Source organism: Aquimarina sp. RZ0, from assembly GCF_008370685.1.
Classification (GTDB): domain Bacteria; phylum Bacteroidota; class Bacteroidia; order Flavobacteriales; family Flavobacteriaceae; genus Aquimarina.
Genome location: NZ_VTZU01000003.1, coordinates 193,905 through 211,186, shown reverse-complemented (window position 1 = coordinate 211,186; position 17,282 = coordinate 193,905). Strand labels below are relative to the sequence as shown.

18 protein-coding genes are annotated in these 17,282 nt (G+C 33.1%); 14 read left to right on the top strand and 4 right to left on the bottom strand.

Going from position 1 to position 17,282, the window contains the following annotated elements; genetic code table 11:
- Positions 1-5: 5 nt before the first annotated feature.
- The 3 genes from F0000_RS02765 to F0000_RS02755 are packed head-to-tail and all read right to left on the bottom strand — an operon-like array spanning position 6 to position 2,653.
- Entirely contained in the window at positions 6-581 is a 576-nt protein-coding gene (locus tag F0000_RS02765) for a DUF4255 domain-containing protein (RefSeq protein WP_149623171.1), read from the bottom strand.
- The gene (locus tag F0000_RS02760) at positions 582-908 is read right to left on the bottom strand and encodes a hypothetical protein (protein ID WP_149623170.1); all 327 of its coding nucleotides are present in this window, start codon (positions 906-908) and stop codon (positions 582-584) included.
- Positions 905-2,653: a glycosyl hydrolase family 18 protein gene (locus tag F0000_RS02755; protein WP_149623169.1), complete on the bottom strand. Its 1,749-nt coding sequence runs from the start codon at positions 2,651-2,653 to the stop codon at positions 905-907. The genes F0000_RS02760 and F0000_RS02755 overlap by 4 nt, the downstream gene beginning before the upstream one ends.
- A gap of 525 nt (positions 2,654-3,178) precedes the next feature.
- Between F0000_RS02755 and F0000_RS02750 the strand changes: the two genes are divergently transcribed.
- The 14 genes from F0000_RS02750 (at position 3,179) to F0000_RS02685 (ending at position 11,744) form a co-directional block, all read left to right on the top strand.
- Positions 3,179-3,952 (top strand): hypothetical protein, encoded by a 774-nt coding sequence (locus F0000_RS02750; protein WP_149623168.1) that lies wholly within the window; start codon positions 3,179-3,181, stop codon positions 3,950-3,952.
- A gap of 308 nt (positions 3,953-4,260) precedes the next feature.
- The gene (locus F0000_RS02745; protein ID WP_149623167.1) at positions 4,261-5,202 is read left to right on the top strand and encodes a 2-hydroxyacid dehydrogenase; all 942 of its coding nucleotides are present in this window, start codon (positions 4,261-4,263) and stop codon (positions 5,200-5,202) included.
- Positions 5,196-5,813: a hypothetical protein gene (locus F0000_RS02740; RefSeq protein ID WP_149623166.1), complete on the top strand. Its 618-nt coding sequence runs from the start codon at positions 5,196-5,198 to the stop codon at positions 5,811-5,813. Before F0000_RS02745 ends, F0000_RS02740 begins: the two co-directional genes overlap by 7 nt.
- A gap of 130 nt (positions 5,814-5,943) precedes the next feature.
- The gene (locus F0000_RS28520) at positions 5,944-6,354 is read left to right on the top strand and encodes a response regulator transcription factor (RefSeq protein WP_304505292.1); all 411 of its coding nucleotides are present in this window, start codon (positions 5,944-5,946) and stop codon (positions 6,352-6,354) included.
- Positions 6,355-6,623: 269 nt separating this feature from the next.
- Entirely contained in the window at positions 6,624-7,145 is a 522-nt protein-coding gene (locus tag F0000_RS02730; RefSeq protein ID WP_149623164.1) for a DUF4199 domain-containing protein, read from the top strand.
- A gap of 13 nt (positions 7,146-7,158) precedes the next feature.
- Positions 7,159-7,617: a DUF1801 domain-containing protein gene (locus F0000_RS02725; RefSeq protein ID WP_149623163.1), complete on the top strand. Its 459-nt coding sequence runs from the start codon at positions 7,159-7,161 to the stop codon at positions 7,615-7,617.
- A 16-nt stretch (positions 7,618-7,633) separates the two neighbouring features.
- Positions 7,634-8,020 (top strand): VOC family protein, encoded by a 387-nt coding sequence (locus F0000_RS02720; RefSeq protein WP_149623162.1) that lies wholly within the window; start codon positions 7,634-7,636, stop codon positions 8,018-8,020.
- Positions 8,021-8,088: 68 nt separating this feature from the next.
- A complete protein-coding gene (locus F0000_RS02715) occupies positions 8,089-8,535 on the top strand; it encodes an NINE protein (protein ID WP_149623161.1) in 447 nt (148 codons plus the stop codon).
- Between the two features lie 318 nt (positions 8,536-8,853).
- Positions 8,854-9,177, top strand: a complete 324-nt coding sequence (locus F0000_RS02710) for a helix-turn-helix transcriptional regulator (protein ID WP_149623160.1) — start codon at positions 8,854-8,856, stop codon at positions 9,175-9,177.
- 30 nt (positions 9,178-9,207) lie between these two features.
- The gene (locus F0000_RS02705; protein ID WP_149623159.1) at positions 9,208-9,693 is read left to right on the top strand and encodes a DUF6428 family protein; all 486 of its coding nucleotides are present in this window, start codon (positions 9,208-9,210) and stop codon (positions 9,691-9,693) included.
- Positions 9,694-9,746: 53 nt separating this feature from the next.
- Positions 9,747-10,142, top strand: a complete 396-nt coding sequence (locus tag F0000_RS02700; RefSeq protein ID WP_149623158.1) for a RidA family protein — start codon at positions 9,747-9,749, stop codon at positions 10,140-10,142.
- Between the two features lie 31 nt (positions 10,143-10,173).
- A complete protein-coding gene (locus F0000_RS02695; RefSeq protein WP_149623157.1) occupies positions 10,174-10,521 on the top strand; it encodes a glyoxalase/bleomycin resistance/extradiol dioxygenase family protein in 348 nt (115 codons plus the stop codon).
- A gap of 93 nt (positions 10,522-10,614) precedes the next feature.
- Complete coding sequence (locus F0000_RS02690) at positions 10,615-11,106, top strand: GNAT family N-acetyltransferase (RefSeq protein WP_149623156.1); 492 nt, start codon at positions 10,615-10,617, stop codon at positions 11,104-11,106.
- Between the two features lie 209 nt (positions 11,107-11,315).
- On the top strand, positions 11,316-11,744 hold the full coding sequence (locus F0000_RS02685; RefSeq protein WP_149623155.1) for an arsenate reductase ArsC: 429 nt from the start codon (positions 11,316-11,318) through the stop codon (positions 11,742-11,744).
- Positions 11,745-11,857: 113 nt separating this feature from the next.
- Here F0000_RS02685 and F0000_RS02680 read toward each other — a convergent pair whose 3' ends face one another.
- Positions 11,858-17,173, bottom strand: a complete 5,316-nt coding sequence (locus F0000_RS02680; RefSeq protein WP_149623154.1) for an RICIN domain-containing protein — start codon at positions 17,171-17,173, stop codon at positions 11,858-11,860.
- Positions 17,174-17,282: the final 109 nt, after the last annotated feature.

Genomic DNA, 17,282 nt, shown 5'->3' with positions numbered 1-17,282 from the left:
TAGTGTTATTTTTTAATATTGGTTCCCAGCCCGCTTACCGCCGATACTTCTTCTTTTATTATTCCTTTCTGGAAACAGATCATTCTTATCTTATATACCATTGATGGTACATACTTGGCACCAATACCACTCCATATGTGGCTTAATTCCTGGATAGGAATATTATAAATTTCAAAAGTCAATCGCTCGATTAAAGGATCAAGTTCGGGATGCGTTTTTGGCGTAAAAATGATCGAGGATTGAAAAAGACCTATAACAGCGGATAACATTTTTAGAGATTCCAGATAATTTTCAGAATTATAATTTGCCGAAACCAATAAATATAAATTAAGATATACCGGAGGATCTACTTTACCAAAAGAACCTTGTTGATTCGGTATATACCCTCCCATATTTTTTACGGTCTTCTCGTGTTCTAAATTAATAATGGAGAGTATGACTTTATTTTCGATATTTTTAGTAATGCTACCATCTAGATTTACTAGGCTTCCTAAAACTGCTACATCCTCATTCAACCCAAAAGTCATTTTTAGATTTTGGTTGAGATAGGATGCTATGAATGTTAAAGCCTTATCTAACATTTACCCTTTTTTTAAAGTTTCTAATTGCGTCTTAATGGCATTGGCAATAATTCTTGATATATAAATCCCAATAGCACAGATTGCATAAATCACCATAAATGTTGGTTGATCACCGGCTACAATTGCAAATATTTCTAGCACCTCATCAGACCCGTAGGTATGAATTACATATGAAATTATCAAGGCAATCGGAATAGATACAATAGCAACCAGCAGAAACCAAAGCAATTCTTTGGATACTAATTTCTTAACTGTAGCAAGTATTTTTTTAAACTTGCCTTCTTCAGCTTTCAGCTTTTTTTCACTTACCGTTATTGTACTACTCATGGTAATTCTTTTTTCTTTCTTTCAATAATCTTATTAGCCAGATAAAAAGCCAATATCCCTAGTAAAAAACCTACTGTAAGCATCACAGTATTATCTTCTATCCATCCTATCATTCTAAAAACAACAATAGCCAACAGTAACATCAGACCTATATAATATCCTTTTAAAGAAGCGTCATTGAAAAAACTCGCCCGGGTATTAGGTGTACACATCGCTCCCAAAAAACCTACACAGGCAAAAAATAATATGAATGACATGGTATATAGTAGAATATTTTTATAATTCGTTATAGATATCAGTTTCTTCTCTACAGTATTAATTTTGCTATCAGGATCTGTAAGTCCTAATTTTTTGGTAATGCCTGAAAAAATAGAATTACTATCATTGTTACCAATGGAGTCATTAGTAGCAACTGCCGTTTCTTCATCTATTGATTTTTTAGCAGGTTTAGACATTTCTGCACTGATAACTTTCCATATATCGTTATAGCCTTTGTCATACCCTAAAGCCCATAAGCCTATTCCTGCTAACTTTTTATCTTTGATAAGCTTCGTTTTATATACAAAACTGGAGTCATTCTCGAACCAACATTGCCTATATTGTTTTTTATTGCCTTTAATGCTATAGGTACTATAGGCACTTTTACTAAGAGGTTCTATATAAATTTGTTCATTTTTTTCTATTTCAGTTTTGATATAACTAAATGTTCGATTTCCTATAAATGCCTTTGCTTTAGACTGTAAACTCTGAGTTTTAGTTTCCCAGATGCTCCCGTAAGTAGGTAATGCCAAAAGAAGTTTTTCACCTGGTATTTTGTTTTCTAAATAATAATCTACAGAAGTTGTAAGATTATAGGGCTCCCATTCCTTACCACTTTCTAAAGGAGATACAGGACCAGCTACAGTACTGGTTTTTCCATAATAATCGTACCCCATGATCACAAACTTATCTACCGATTGATTTATTGATGCAAATTCTAATGCTTCACTCCAATTGACACTAGGTAATGTTATGTATACCAGATAGTCTTTATTTGCTTTTTTTAGTTCATTAGATAGTGTGAGCAAAAAAGAGGTATATTCTTCTTTTTCTTTCTTGGCAACTCCTTCAAAATCAATACAGATTCCATTTCCCTTTCGATCAGCTAATAACTTTATCAGATTTTTTACCAATTGATCAACTGCCTTGGTATTATTAAGAAAGCTTCTATTATTCTTCTGTCCAAAATTACTTACAGTAAGTAATATTTTTTTATCAGAATATTGTTGAATAGAATCAATCAGAGGTGTTGTTGACCAATCGTGCGTAGTTATAGCATTTCCTGTTTTAGGGTTCACCTCATATGAAAAATATGCTACTGTAGACAATAATGAAAAGTTAAGATATTTGTAGTAATCCTTTTCCCAATAAGGATACCAGCCAAATACTTCGTATCCTAATTCAAAATCTTTTCTGGTTTTAAAAACAGAATCTTTATGAAGTATCTTTTTAATACCTGTAGCAAAAGTAGATTTCTTAGTATCTTTTAATAATTTATGATGCTGATGTATAAATTTCTTAGCTAATTTAGACGAATCATTGTGATGAAATAGCTTCTTAATAAATCCCAAAGCTCCTTTGGTTTTCTTTGTAACCTCAGAAGTATCTTGCACAAAAGAATACGCTTCTATCAAAGTCAACGAATACACGCTACTCTGAAATAAAAGAAAAAAAAACATTGCAATAAAAGCCCTTTTACTACTCATTTAAGACTTGTGTGATCTATATTAATAGGGTTCGCATACTATGTTATGTATACCTTTACTTGTCTATAGTCAAAACTACTTATATCACTTAAAATCCTAAATAAGTAAAAACACCTGTTTATGAAGGGAATATTATGAATTTACCAACTAATCACGTAATTTTTTATCTTATAGGCTGTGTATATAAATAGAATAAATTCACTTATTACAAATTGAGTGAAAATTTCTGACAATTTTATACGGTATAACCACAGTATTTATACTTTGTTTATACAAAAAAACAAGTGTAACCACTTAATTAATTGTGCTTCTAATTTTATAGCTTTAGCAAATCAATACTATTTAGTATCTGGTCAGAAATACAGCAACATCAAATGTGTGTCTTTTTGCGAAATTTAGAATTTATTTTTACTTGTTTGATGCATAGCATCTACTTCAAAAAATAAATTCTAAATTTCATCAAAAATCTTTCAAATTATGAAAATCGTCTATTTCTGACCAGACACTATGTATAAAAACTATATAATGACAACTCCAAGTAATACAGACGTACAGCCCGAAAAAATTTCAAAAAAAACAATTATAAAAACAGAAACATCACCTGGTATTTCTAAGAAAATAATTGATGAATTAAGTCATGAAATTAATAATATGTTATCCTTTGCGGTATATAATGGTATCCTTATTAATACAGAAATAAATGCCCTTGTACAGAACAGTTCTGTAGATGATTTGATCAATGCTCATAACCTACTTTGCAAAAATATCGCTCCAGCTACTCCAAAATCGATAGCATACACCAGGGAATTGAATCAAAAAGAAAAAAATAAGTCACTTTTTGGTAAACTTCCCTTAATTAGAAATCTAATACTGCTCACCCTTTTATTTCTGATTACATTTGTTCTTACAGGGATCTCGCCAGATGTAAATAATGATTCTCTTGATAAAGGCGTCATGGATAATAATGGAATGCCGCTATTACTTAATATGGGATATCTATCATCTGTAGCAGGATTAGGTGTATTGTTTTATTTACTAAAAAATGTAAGCACTTCTGTAAAAAACAGCACACTCGTGCCAGAAGATACTGTATACTATATCGCCGTTATTATATTAGGTGTTATCGCAGGACTCATTAGTTCTGAAATAATTTCTTTCTACAAAATCGATCCCCAAGGAATCAACTTATTTAATAAAAGTATATTGGCACTTATCGGCGGTTTTTCTTCTGATGCAATTTTTAGTATTTTACAAGGTATTATCGACAGAATAAAAACTATTTTTATTCCTGCAAGTTAGTCGAATTAGCATATGTATCAGGTTAATCACACCTTATAACAAATCATTTTGATCAGTTATTTGAATATTTTTTGAGATTCTCTGATTACAATCATATTTTTGTAACAAGAACTTTTTTACATTTACTACGTACTGAGGTGATCTACATTTTTTTCAATTCTTTATACCCATAAAAATGTTCCTTTTCACTCAGTTTTTGTATTTTTCTTACTTCGTAGCACTGTTGTGAAGTCAAAAAACAACTATTTTTCGTCAGAATAAAAAAAAACTTACATCACTTCACTTTTAAAATATCAATGAATTCTTCAATGAAAATACTGCACTTAGATAAAAACCATCCTTTATTGCTTACACAGCTAAGAAATTTAAAATTCGAAAACCTGGAAAACTATACCGATACCAAACAAGAAATAGAAACGATTATAAGCGATTATGACGGCATTATAATCCGAAGTCGTTTTGAGATAGATAAAACATTTCTCGACAAGGCTGAAAAACTAAAATTTATTGGTCGCGTAGGGGCGGGCTTAGAAAATATTGATGTTGCATATGCTTTAAAAAAAGAAATCAAGCTTTTCTCTGCTCCAGAAGGGAATCGCAATGCTGTAGGAGAACACGCTTTAGGAATGGTTTTGTCACTATTCAACAAACTTAACACCGCAGATCAAGAGGTAAGAATAGGAAAATGGCATCGAGAAAAAAATCGAGGCATTGAACTTGATCTAAAAACTGTTGGCATCATTGGTTACGGAAATATGGGACGTGCTTTTGCAAGAAAATTAAGAGGTTTTGATGTAGAAGTAATCTGTTATGATATCAAAGAAGATGTAGAAAATAGCGATGCTACTCAGGTAGCATTAGAAGAGCTTTTTGAAAAAACAGATGTCCTAAGCCTTCATACTCCCTGGACACCTCAAACTGATAAAATGATTAATACACAATTCATCAATAAGTTTAAGAAACCATTCTGGTTTATTAATACTGCCCGAGGAAAAAGTGTTGTAACCAAAGATCTGGTAGAAGCTCTCAAAACAAAAAAGATTCTGGGGGCTGGATTAGATGTACTGGAATATGAAAAATCTTCTTTTGAAGATTTATTCACCTCAGAGAAAGAAATGCCGCTACCGCTAAAAGAATTACTTCAGTTAGAGAATGTGATATTAAGTCCTCATATTGCCGGCTGGACTATGGAGTCTAAGGAAAAATTGGCTCAGACCGTCATAAATAAAATAAAAACCGAGTTTTGCTAGAAGAAGTTTTCTTTTCATTGATTTCTAACTATTCTGAAGATAGTAAATACATCGCATTGCTTTGGGATGAGATCGTCAAAAACCATAGCAAAAAGGGAAAGTTTTATCATACACTGGACCATCTGGAGCATGTATATCAAAACCTACTTCTGGTTAGAAAAGATAGTACCGATTGGGATATGATAGTGTTTTCATTGTTCTATCACGACTATGTGTACAATATTTTGAAACAAAATAATGAAGAAAAAAGTGCGCTAAAAGCTATTGATGTCCTGTCATCATTGCATATAGAAACAAAAAGAATTGAACTTTGTAATCAAATAATTCTCGCTACCAAAGGTCATCATATATCAGAAAACAGCGATGTCAATTATTTTACAGATGCAGATCTTTCTATTTTAGGTAGTAGTTGGAAAGTGTATGAATCTTATTTTAAAAATGTAAGAAAAGAATATAAGTATTATCCGGATTTTGCCTATAACAAAGGCCGGATCAAAGTATTAAAACATTTTATTGATATGCCCAGAATTTTTAAAACTGATTATTTCTATCATAAATTCGAACATCAGGCAAAAAACAATCTCCAAAAAGAGATTAATGTACTTAAATAGTCTGGTCAGAAATAGATGATTTTCATAATTCTAAATTGCGAAAAAAGATACAAATTTGATTTCGCTGTATTACCGACCAGACTAAATAGGTAACTTACAGTTTTATTACTTTTATACCGTGAGAAAAACTGTGTTCATTTTTGGGGCCTTAGCCGTAGCATTACTTATGCTTTTTCAGATAAGTAAGTATAGTTTTATTACTGGTGATACTTCTATAGAACTTATAATATCAGGCATTGCAATTATTTTCTTTATCATAGGAGTTATTATTAATAAGAAAGTACTTCAACTTCATAATAGTAAAACTCCTCGTATAGAAATAGATCATAAAAAAATCGAATCTTTAGGGTTAAGTAAGCGAGAATACGAAGTGTTATGTGAAATAGCATCCGGATTATCTAATAAGGAGATTGCCGATAAGCTTTTTGTTTCAGAAAGCACCATAAAAACCCACGTTTCAAAAATCCTCCTAAAATTAGATGCAAAACGTAGAACACAGGCAATCCAAATTGCCAAAGAGCTCCGGATAATACCATTTTAAGCGATTTAGTCCAAAAGTGTTATACAATTCATACTTTAGTATGAGTTGTTTTTTACTTTTCGAACATACTTTTGGTCTAATACCAGTTGTTGTTTGAATTTACTGTAAAAGAAAATTAAGATTTTTTTTATCTCGGTGAAGAATAAAAATCAAGCATAGCAGCGCTACGGTTTATTTTTATTCTGAAACTGAGGTGAAAAAGGAACATTCTATTCCAGTAAATTCAAATGGCAAATGGTATAATCATTCATTCAAAAACTTATATACATATGAAAAACACAGTATTACGATATGGAATATATAGCGCCATCACCATATCTATATTATTTTTATTAGGTTGGTTAATCGGTAAAAACCTATCCTATGCCACCCAGGAAATTATTGGCTACACCACTATGATTGTTTCTTTGATGTTTGTCTTTTTTGGGATTAAGCAGTACAGAGATAAAGAAAATAATGGTGCTGTTTCTTTTGGAAAAGCATTAATTATAGGAATGCTAATTTCTCTATTTGCCTCGCTGGCTTTTGGGTTGATTGATGTTATTTATATAAAATACATCAATCCTAATTTTGCAACAGAATACTACACACATATCGTTGAAGAAATGGAAAATTCACTTCCCGAAGCTGAGTTTAAAGCTAAACTAGCAGAAATAGAAGCACAAAAAGAATTGTTTTCCAGTCCTGTGATGAACTTTTTATTAATGTCTGCTACCGTTTTTATTATTGGATTTATAATTTCATTAATTTCAGGTTTAATTTTACAACGCAAACCAATAATTACAGATTAATCGATAAAATACTATGCAATACGAAGCAAAAACACCGGATGAATATATTAATGCCATTCCAGAAGAAAGAAAAGATGCGATGAATACCTTAAGAAAGGTAATTAAAGAAAACCTTCCAGAGGGTTTTTCTGAAAAAATAAGTTACGGTATGATAGGATACATAGTACCTCATACAATTTTCCCAGAAGGATACCATTGCGATCCCAAATTACCATTACCTTTTATGAATATTGCGTCACAAAAGAACTTTATTGCAGTATATCATAGCGGAATCTATGCTAGTCAGGAATTAATGGATTGGTTTGTGGCTGAGTATCCAAAATATGTAAAGACAAAACTTGATATGGGAAAAAGCTGTATTCGATTTAAAAAAATTGATCAAATCCCTATGCAACTTATCGGAGAATTAGCTTCTAAAATGACTGTGAATCAATGGATCAATATCTATAAAAGCAATATCAACAAAAAATAAAAAAACAGCAGTATCAATGAAAAATAGAGTCACAGGATTAGGTGGGTTTTTCTTTAAAACCAAAGATCCTAAAACAACAAAAGAATGGTATGGTAAACACCTCGGGTTACCCGTAGATGATTATGGATGTACCTTCTGGTGGAAAGACAAAAAAGGGAATGATTGCTCTACACAATGGAGTCCTTTTAAAGAAGATACTTCCTATTTTCAGCCTAGTAAAAAGGAGTTTATGATGAATTTCAGAGTAGAAAACCTGGTAACATTACTAAAGGTGCTAAAAGAAGAAGGTGTAACGGTTATTGGGGAAATAGAAGAATATGAATACGGTAAATTTGGTTGGATCATAGATCCAGAAGGAAATAAAATTGAACTTTGGGAGCCCTTCGATAAAGCTTTTACATAAAAACCCTACAGAACGTTTTTTTTTGTAACTTTCTACACTATAATCAATTACTATAAATTATAATTTTTATGAGTGAAGAAAACAAAAATTTAGGGGATGATCTAAAAAAAGGAGCTGAAGACGCTATGGACAATGCAAAAGAAGCTACAAAAAACATTGGCGATAAAGCAGAAGATTTTGCAGAAGAAGCAAAAGAAACTGCCAGTGAGTTTGTGGACGAAGTAAAAGAAACATTTGCTTCCAATAGTGGCGAAAACAAAAAAGTACTTGCCGGAATTCTGGGGATTTTATTTGGTGGTCTGGGAATACACAAGTTTATTTTAGGATATCAAAAAGAAGGTTTTATACTGTTAGGTATTACCTTAATTTCAATCCCTATGTTTTGTATTGTAGTTGGAGCGTTCACCATATATATTCCTGCAATTATTGGACTCATAGAAGGAATCATATATCTCACCAAATCAGATGAGGAGTTTTTTCAAACCTATCAGGCTGGTAAAAAACCCTGGTTTTAAATAAACGTATCTGGAGGAATGTTTTTTGCTTGTAAAATTTACATTTTCAGTTTAAAAACCACAACTTCAAATGATTTCAATATATATAATACCATTTTTGTTTTAAAATTACCCAAATAAAATACAGTTGCTTTTTCTTTAGGCAAAAGAAAAGTTAAGCATAGCCTAATCGGTTAATTTTATTTTGAAGCATAAGGGGAAAAGAACAAATTTTAGTCGGTAATTTTAAGGTAGAAATGGAATAAAAGCCGAAAAAAATAGTATTCGGCTTTTTTATTTCATTTTAATATCGTAATATTGCGATATTAAAATATCAATATGGGTATAACCAAAACACAAATATTTGACCAGCAGCAAAATGATCTGGCACAATTTTTTAAAATTTTAGGTCATCCGGCACGCATTGCCATTTTACAGCATATCAGTACACAAGACTCTTGCATATGTAATGACCTGGTAGAAGAAATAGGGCTCGCTCAGCCTACAATTTCGCAACATCTCAAAGAATTAAAAAGCATTGGATTATTAAAAGGTGAGGTAGAAGGCAAGAGCATGTGTTATTGTATCGATATTGAGCGCTGGAATGAGCTACAGCAATCGTTAAATTCGTTTTTTAATACCACTAAACAAAATTGTTGTTAAACAAATACATAAACTAATAAAAACAGAAACATGAATACAACAGAATTTATATCATTATTGGGTGAACATCAAGACAAGTCTTTAGTTTTTGAGTACGCCCCCGGAATGTTGGTAGGCACTAATTATCATATTACAGAAGTTAAGCATGTAGCCATAGACGCTGTAGATTGCGGTTCGGGAACAGATTCCTGGAAAGAGACTATTATCCAGTTATGGGAAAGTCCCTCAGAATTAGGCAAAAAAGAATACCTAAGCACTTATAAAGCGCTGGCAATACTAAAAAAGGTAGGTACGATGAAAACCTATGAGATGGATGCCATTGTGAAAATAGAATACAGTAACGCTATGTTTCATACTGCCCATTTACATATTACCGATTTTGAAATTAAACAAGGCCAGTTACTTATGAAACTTGCTATTCAGCCTACTGATTGCAAAGCCAAAGAAGCTTGTGGGGTTTCTGAAACAAATACAGTTGAAGCCAATGCCTGTGCTCCCGGAAGTGGCTGTTGTTAATCTATCTCAACCCTATTCCGCATATGTAGGTAGAACAAACTTTAAATGAATTTATGAATAACAAAAAATATATCACAAAAGGAAAAGGTCTTCCTAACTGGTCAAATCCTATCAGCCATGCGGTAGTCGTCAATAATATGTGTTTTGTGAGTGGCCAATTATCTGTAAATATTGATGGAAAATATATTTCTGGAACAATCCTGGAAGAAGGAAAACTCGCATTCTCTAACTTTTTTTCTGCGCTAAGTAACGCTGAATTTGAGAAAGATGATGTTGTTTTTATTGATATTGCTTTTGACAACTTAAAAGACCTTCCTGAAATCAATACATTATATATGCAATTATTTCCCAAGGATAAACGACCAGCAAGAACAATATATCAAGCAGAAGCACTACCATTTGGAGGAAAAATTAAAATTACGGGAACTGCCGTTAAAGAATTATTTTAAATTGAGTTTTTTGAGAACGTAATTTTAAAATATGAAGATAAATTTATTAGTCATAAGAACAGTTACTCCCGAAATTCTAAAAAAGCAATATGAGTTATTAGGATTTGAGTTTAATTATCACCAACACGGAAATGGACCTTTTCATTATGCATCTGAACAAAATGAGTTTGTTTTTGAGATTTATCCTTTAACTAAATCTATGAAAAAGGCTGATAATTCAATAAGGCTTGGATTTGATATAGAAAATATAGCGGCCAAAATTATTGAATTAGAGAACTCTGACTGGAAAATACTATCAAAACCTAAACACACTGAATGGGGTTTGACTGCATTGGTTAAGGACTTAGACGGACGAAAAATTGAATTAAAAAATAAATGAAACGCGCTGTAACAACCTTTTCTATAGTTCATTTCTACACCCATAAGATACAAATGTATCATACAAAAATGATCTATTTCTCAATTTGATACTATGAATATTGAAATACAAAATTTTGATCCATCAGACTGGGCAGCAATTCGCCAAATCTATCAGGAAGGTATTGAAACAGGAATGGCAACATTTGAAACACGCATACCAACCTGGGATCAATGGAATCGGTCTCACCTTATTTCTTGCAGATTAAAAGCGACAGTCAAAAAGACACTTATAGGTTGGGCAGCCCTAGCTCCTGTATCCACACGGGATGTATATCGCGGTGTAGCAGAAGTTAGTATTTATATAACATCAAAATATAGAAATTCAGGAATTGGAAAACTACTTTTAACAAAACTTATTGAAGAAAGCGAAAAAGAAGGGTTGTGGACATTGCAGGCAGGAATTTTTAGTACTAATATTGCCAGTATTAACTTGCACAAATCCGTAGGTTTTAGAGAAATTGGTTTTAGAGAAAAAATAGGAAAACTAAATAACACCTGGTATGATAACACCATTCTTGAAAGAAGAAGTAACATAATAATATAATCACATAAACACCACAAATTTCCCTTAGAGTATGTTTAAAAAGAATACAAATTGAAAATCAATAGTTTGAGGTTCTAGGACACTTCAAATGATGAGAATATCGAGATATTTTAATTATTTGAAGTAAGCTCACGGTTCTTAAAATATTTGTTTTCAGGAAGTAAGGTTTTTAAACAAGCTCTTATTAGGAAATACTAAAAACAAAAGGAATGACAAATATTTTAGTACTTTGTACAGGTAACTCTTGCAGAAGTCAAATGGCAGAAGGATACCTTAAACATTTTGCACAAGATACTGCTACTATATATAGTGCAGGAGTAGAAACTCATGGGGTAAATCCCAGAGCCATTGCTATTATGAAAGAAGATGATATCGATATTTCTAATCATACTTCTAATAATCTGGAAGAATATTTAGACATAAACTTCGATTATATCCTGACGGTCTGTGATCATGCGAAAGAAAAATGTCCTTTCTTTCCTGGTAAAGCAGAAAGATTGCATTATAACTTTTTTGACCCTTCCAAAATAGATGGTACCGAGGAAGAAATTCACGCGGCTTTTACCAAAACTAGAAATGAGATTAAAACGTATTGCAAAAACTTTGTAGAAAAAACGGTTCTCAACCTTTCTAATTAAAACATACATAATATAATAAGGGAGTTACTATTCAATGCAACTCCCTTATTATCAATTATCATATTCTCTACTTCTAGCGTCTATAAATTCGAATTATATATACCGAATACGTACTATTTAATTTTTATAAATTTTGTATTTAATTCAATTCCTTTAGCGTTTTCTGGTCTTACCTTTAGGATATACATACCATACTGCAGTTTCTGCACATTAATCAATTCAGAATCATTATGTTTTAGGTCAAAATAACCTTGAGCTACAGTATGTCCTGTTATATTGATAATGGAATATATAATTGATTCATTCATATAATTACTTAAATCGAGTCTAAATTCATATCGAGCAGGGTTTGGAGAAATAACAAGACCTGATTGCGCAGTTCCCAGATCGGTAGCTCTTACACTATTAACAGGTACAAGTTCAAATCCTTGATTAGTATTAGCTGTAGAATACTCCCATAAATGTACATTACCTGAGTTTCCGGAGTTTTTATCCAAGGCAAAATTTTTGCAATGTACTGGTCGTAAATAATAATTGTCGCCTTTTTTAGTCACAAACCATTTTTTATGATTACTATTTGAATCTGTCCAGCTATTAATATTTGCACCTTTCTCACAAAGCCCTCTTTGCACCTCTAAATACCTGGAAGTCCCTATATTTTTAATGGTATGAATATTACCTCCAATATGTGTAAACTCCCATTTCTGATCATTAAACTCCTTTGCTTCATTCATTCTAACATTAAAATTATCCCAACCAGGAGCGATTACATGCTGACTATTAGCCAAACTACGTATATAGTATATTCCAGACATCTGAATATCTCCATCCACTTGTACAGGAATAAGTGTAAACTGTTGATTCCCATTATTGATATTATAGTCCCAGGTATGTACGCTCTTATCGTTTCCACTTCGTTTATCTAATACCTGAGAAGTACAATGCGCAGGTCTAAAGAAGTAATTTTCTCCTATTTTGGTGATGAACCATTGCGTATTTTCATCAGTAGCATGATCAGAAGGTGTAATATCAGCTCCTTTTTCACATTGCGATTCTTTTACAGTAAGATACCTTCCAGTACCTTCATTCTGAACTGTAAATTTTCCTCCTCCTATATCCTCTATTTTCCATCTATGCGGATCAGAAGTATTCTGATCTACCATTAAAATATCATTAGTATTGGCAAACACATATTGGCCAGAAGCAGTAGACTGTATATAATAGGTACCGCTCGATATATCCGAAGAAACGTCACCTACATTAAACTCAACACATTCACTGATAACAGCTGTACCTTTTCCATAAAAAACTTTGATGATCACTTCTTTTTTTCCAGCAGCAGCATTTTCTAACAGGTAATTAAATGGAGTCGTAGTTTTAGTAGCTACCAATTCATCATTGATATAATACTCAACACTTTTTACATTAGTGAAGTTAGATGACATGGTCAATGTTATATCATCTCCTATATCAAATTGTTGTCCTTCTGTAGGTGCTGTAATTGCGATACTAATAGAAGAATCTAATGCCGCTGGAGTGCTATCATCTAATTGTTTTAAATATGCTATCAAATCATTCATATCACTGGCACTTAACTCTGAAATATCCACATGTTTTCCATCAGGATTCTTAGTCGTCAATACGTCCCGTATAGTAGCGGCAGAACCATCATGTAAGTATGGTGCTGTCGCCCATAACCCTTTTAAAGTAGGCACATCAATACCTAATAGTTTTTTGCCAATACGTTTACCACTTGTGGGAGATATGGTCCCTACATCATACAAATAATTTTCTGTACTACTTCTCGTATAGGTTTTACCACTGTGACATTCATAACATTTTAAATTATTAAATACCTGCTGCCCGTTCTGCCCTTGTGTTGTTAAATCACCGTTTGACTTTTTATAGGGACTTTCAGAAAAGGTGTTTAGTGAAGTAATATATGCAGCCAGGGCATCCAAATCTGCACTTAATCCAGCCTTTTTTGTATCAAGAGGATCTTTGCTATTAGCAAACTGTTGATCCGATAATAAACCAGTTCCATTATTTAATGTTCTAATTTGATTTTCAAAATCATGTACTTCATCAAAATTCCCTGTCCAATGTAATCGCCCGTGTTCCGTACCTCCTTTTCCTCGTAAATCTATCGTATTACGAAAACCTTCTCCCAGATTAGATATATCCCAGATTTGTCCATCCCCGCCTCCATCAAGATGGCAACTGGCGCATGCCATATACCCTTCTTGAGTCAACCTGCTGGAAGTAGCATCATAGAACAATTTTTTTCCTTTTAAGACTTGCGCTGTAAGTAATTCATTTGATACTGTTTTTATATCACTGAGTTTTGAAGACGTTGATCCACCATTGATAATTCCTTCTACATCAAATACTGATACTGATCTGCCTAAAAAATTATACACATACAACCTTTTGGTATCAGGATCATATAAAGTATATGTGGGTGTTTCCTGAGTTTTCAATCGGGCAACCTCCAGGTTATTTTGGTCATCAGCCACAAATATTTCATTATTGCCGGGCATTGCAATAAATACAATATCGCCTTGATCACTGTAGGTAACAGAATGACAACGATCTGTATTATCAATATCCAGTCGTTTAGGCAACACCTCTGTATCATTGTCTAAGTTGACAAAAGAGGTAATCGCTCTAACAGTGTTATCGTGTTCTAAGGCTAATCCATCTCGTAAAAGCCCTCTCTTGATATTATCTTTTTTAGAAGCTACCCTCATAGATTTTCCATCAGGTGATATGGCCATATGTGTAAGATAATTTGGTATTCCTCTGGCAAACAAAGCGCCATCAGTCCCTGTAGATTCTTTTAATGAAATGGTACTATAACTATTAAAGGTTGTAGTAGGTATTTTATAAATTTCGGATACTCTCTTTTCTGATACCAACCTAGTTACATATAGATTATTACCCTCTGCATCAAGGGCCAGGGCGCCTAACTTGGGTAAAATGCCATTTTTATCTGTAGCAATCTGTAATTCATTGGATATTGAAATTGTAGCAATGCTAATTTCGAATATTTTACCTAAAGACTCTGAGCTAACATATGCTTTAGAAAAGTTATTATCTACAATCAATCCTGATGGTTTTGAACCGCGAGCTAATCTGATTTGGTTAACGACTTTAGCCGTGCTAGCATTAATAATACTAATAGTAGCATCTTCTTTATTAAGAACCCAAAGCCTATTATTAACCATATCTGATATAGCTATCGGCTTCTTACCTACTGCGATTTCATCCACTTTTTTTAAAGTACTTTCAGAAATAGAGGTAATGGTATTCGCATCTTCATTAGTTACCCAGATTTTATTCCCTTTTTTAACCAGTTGGTTACTAGATTTTGGCTTTTGGGTAGTTGTAGAATTATTAACAATCTGTGTAAAAGCAACTGTGCCAATTGGTGTGTTAGCGGATTGATTTCGAGTAATTTTAAAAGAATCAATATTACCGCCTTGACTTCCTGCTGTTGCAGACAACTTTATAGACACCTCTCCTGCCGGAATCGTCACATTGGGCACGATAACTTCCTTGTATGTGCTCCAAGATCCGGTAGAAAGGAAATCAACCTTCCTATTGACCCCATCATTAATTGATAAATTCAGGGGTCTGTTTCCAGAAGCTCCCATAGCATACCTGATTCTTAACTCTCCGGTAATTCTTGTAGCAGCATTAAATTTTACTTCACTAAAAACATTCGCACCGGTGGACGAAGGAAAATCATGATAGCCAGATCCTGAGTAACCTGTATTTGAAGAACCTGTTCTTACACCTCCTTTACCTTCTCCATCTTCAACCTCTATAACTATAGTTTCATTCCCAAATGCGGATAGAACCACATTGTATCGCCCGGGTTGCTCATAGCTAAAATCCGGATCAATTCCGGTTACCTCTTCTCCATTTCCTGCATCCCATCGGTATTCATATGCCGGGTTTGGGTTTACTATTTTCCAGGATACTTTTTCTCCTGTTCTAATGGCATTAGGCTTTTCTACAGCAATATTATTATTATCGATAACAGCACCTTTGGTAGTAAACGTAGATCTATATCTATTGGTTAACTTATTACCTACCAGGTCTTCAATCCCATTAGTTTCGAGAATAACTTCATATTGAGTATTCGCTTCCAAAGGTTCTGATGGTTCAAAAGTAACGGTAGTATAGGTCCATCCAAATGTTCCTTCTACAACAGCACCATCGACTTTACGAACTTTAAAAGCAGAATTATTTATTTTATTAAAATTAATCCAACTCGAAAAGGAGATTCCTATTTTAGAATTTACAGACTGCTTTATTGATTCATTTGTCGGGTTTACATATATTACTTCGGGCGCTTTGGTATCACGTTTTGTATCGTGAACTGCAATTATTCCTCCTACATAACCTCCTACATTTTGATCATCAGCCACAACAACTATATTACCTATAGGGCAGCTAAATTGATCATCCCAGCGTCTATCTCTCCCCTTAATTCTACTAACAAGTCTAGGATTACTAATATCAGAAATATCATATTTCCAGATACCTTCTGTACCTCCTCTTTTTCCTCCAAGAAATAGATATCCATCATCATACGATACGTACTCTGAAACTTTTAGGGATTTTTCATTTACTACCTTAATATTAGAAGGATCTGTGGTAACGTCTATAGCTCTAAACGGTGTAATTAATGTAGCATGCTTACCATAAAAACCACCTATATAACTTTTTTTATTGGATTTATAACTATCTAGTAATACAGGGTTAAAGGAATCACTTATATCCAAAGTAGCAATCCCTGCTCTGTTCTTTGGGGTTGTAATCACTAATAAATTTCCGATGTTAAATAATGGTCCTGCAAAAATCCCTCCTATTTCTGTGGTTGAAAGTTTCTTAACCAAAACGGGGTTGGATTTATTTTTTGCATTGATCACATACAAACCATTATTTGTTGCACCTACATATATTACACTCCCCTGACAGGAGACTCCCCATACTGCATTTGACACATCGCCGTAATCAATTCCTGGTAATTCTAATGCCGCCAGATATTTTGGATTTTTTATATCATTAACATCCCATATATCAATTCCTTTTCCTGAAATAGTAACAAGGTAAATTTTTCCATTGTTATCTTTCATATATGATACCTGATGACTCTCTGCTTCTCCAGAAGCATGTCTGCTTATCATTTCGCTCACAAAAACAGGATTGTAAGGGTCGCTAATATTCCAAATTTCATGTTTTGCATTTCCTGCGAAAACCACATGACCACTAATAACCGAGGGTTGATTAAAATGGCGCCTGCTCATTTGAGGGCTGATAATTTTTGACAACTCGTTATCAGTATAGCTTTGATTTGGTAACTGAGCTTGAACGTGTACGCACACTAAAATAAACAAGTAAATAAGTTTTTTTCTCATAGTAGGGTTTTAAGTCTATCCGGAATACTGATCAGCTTCAAATACTATTTTGTATGAAATAGCATATTAATTCCAGAAAAATGGATGCTTTATGTTAAGTCTAGTAAAA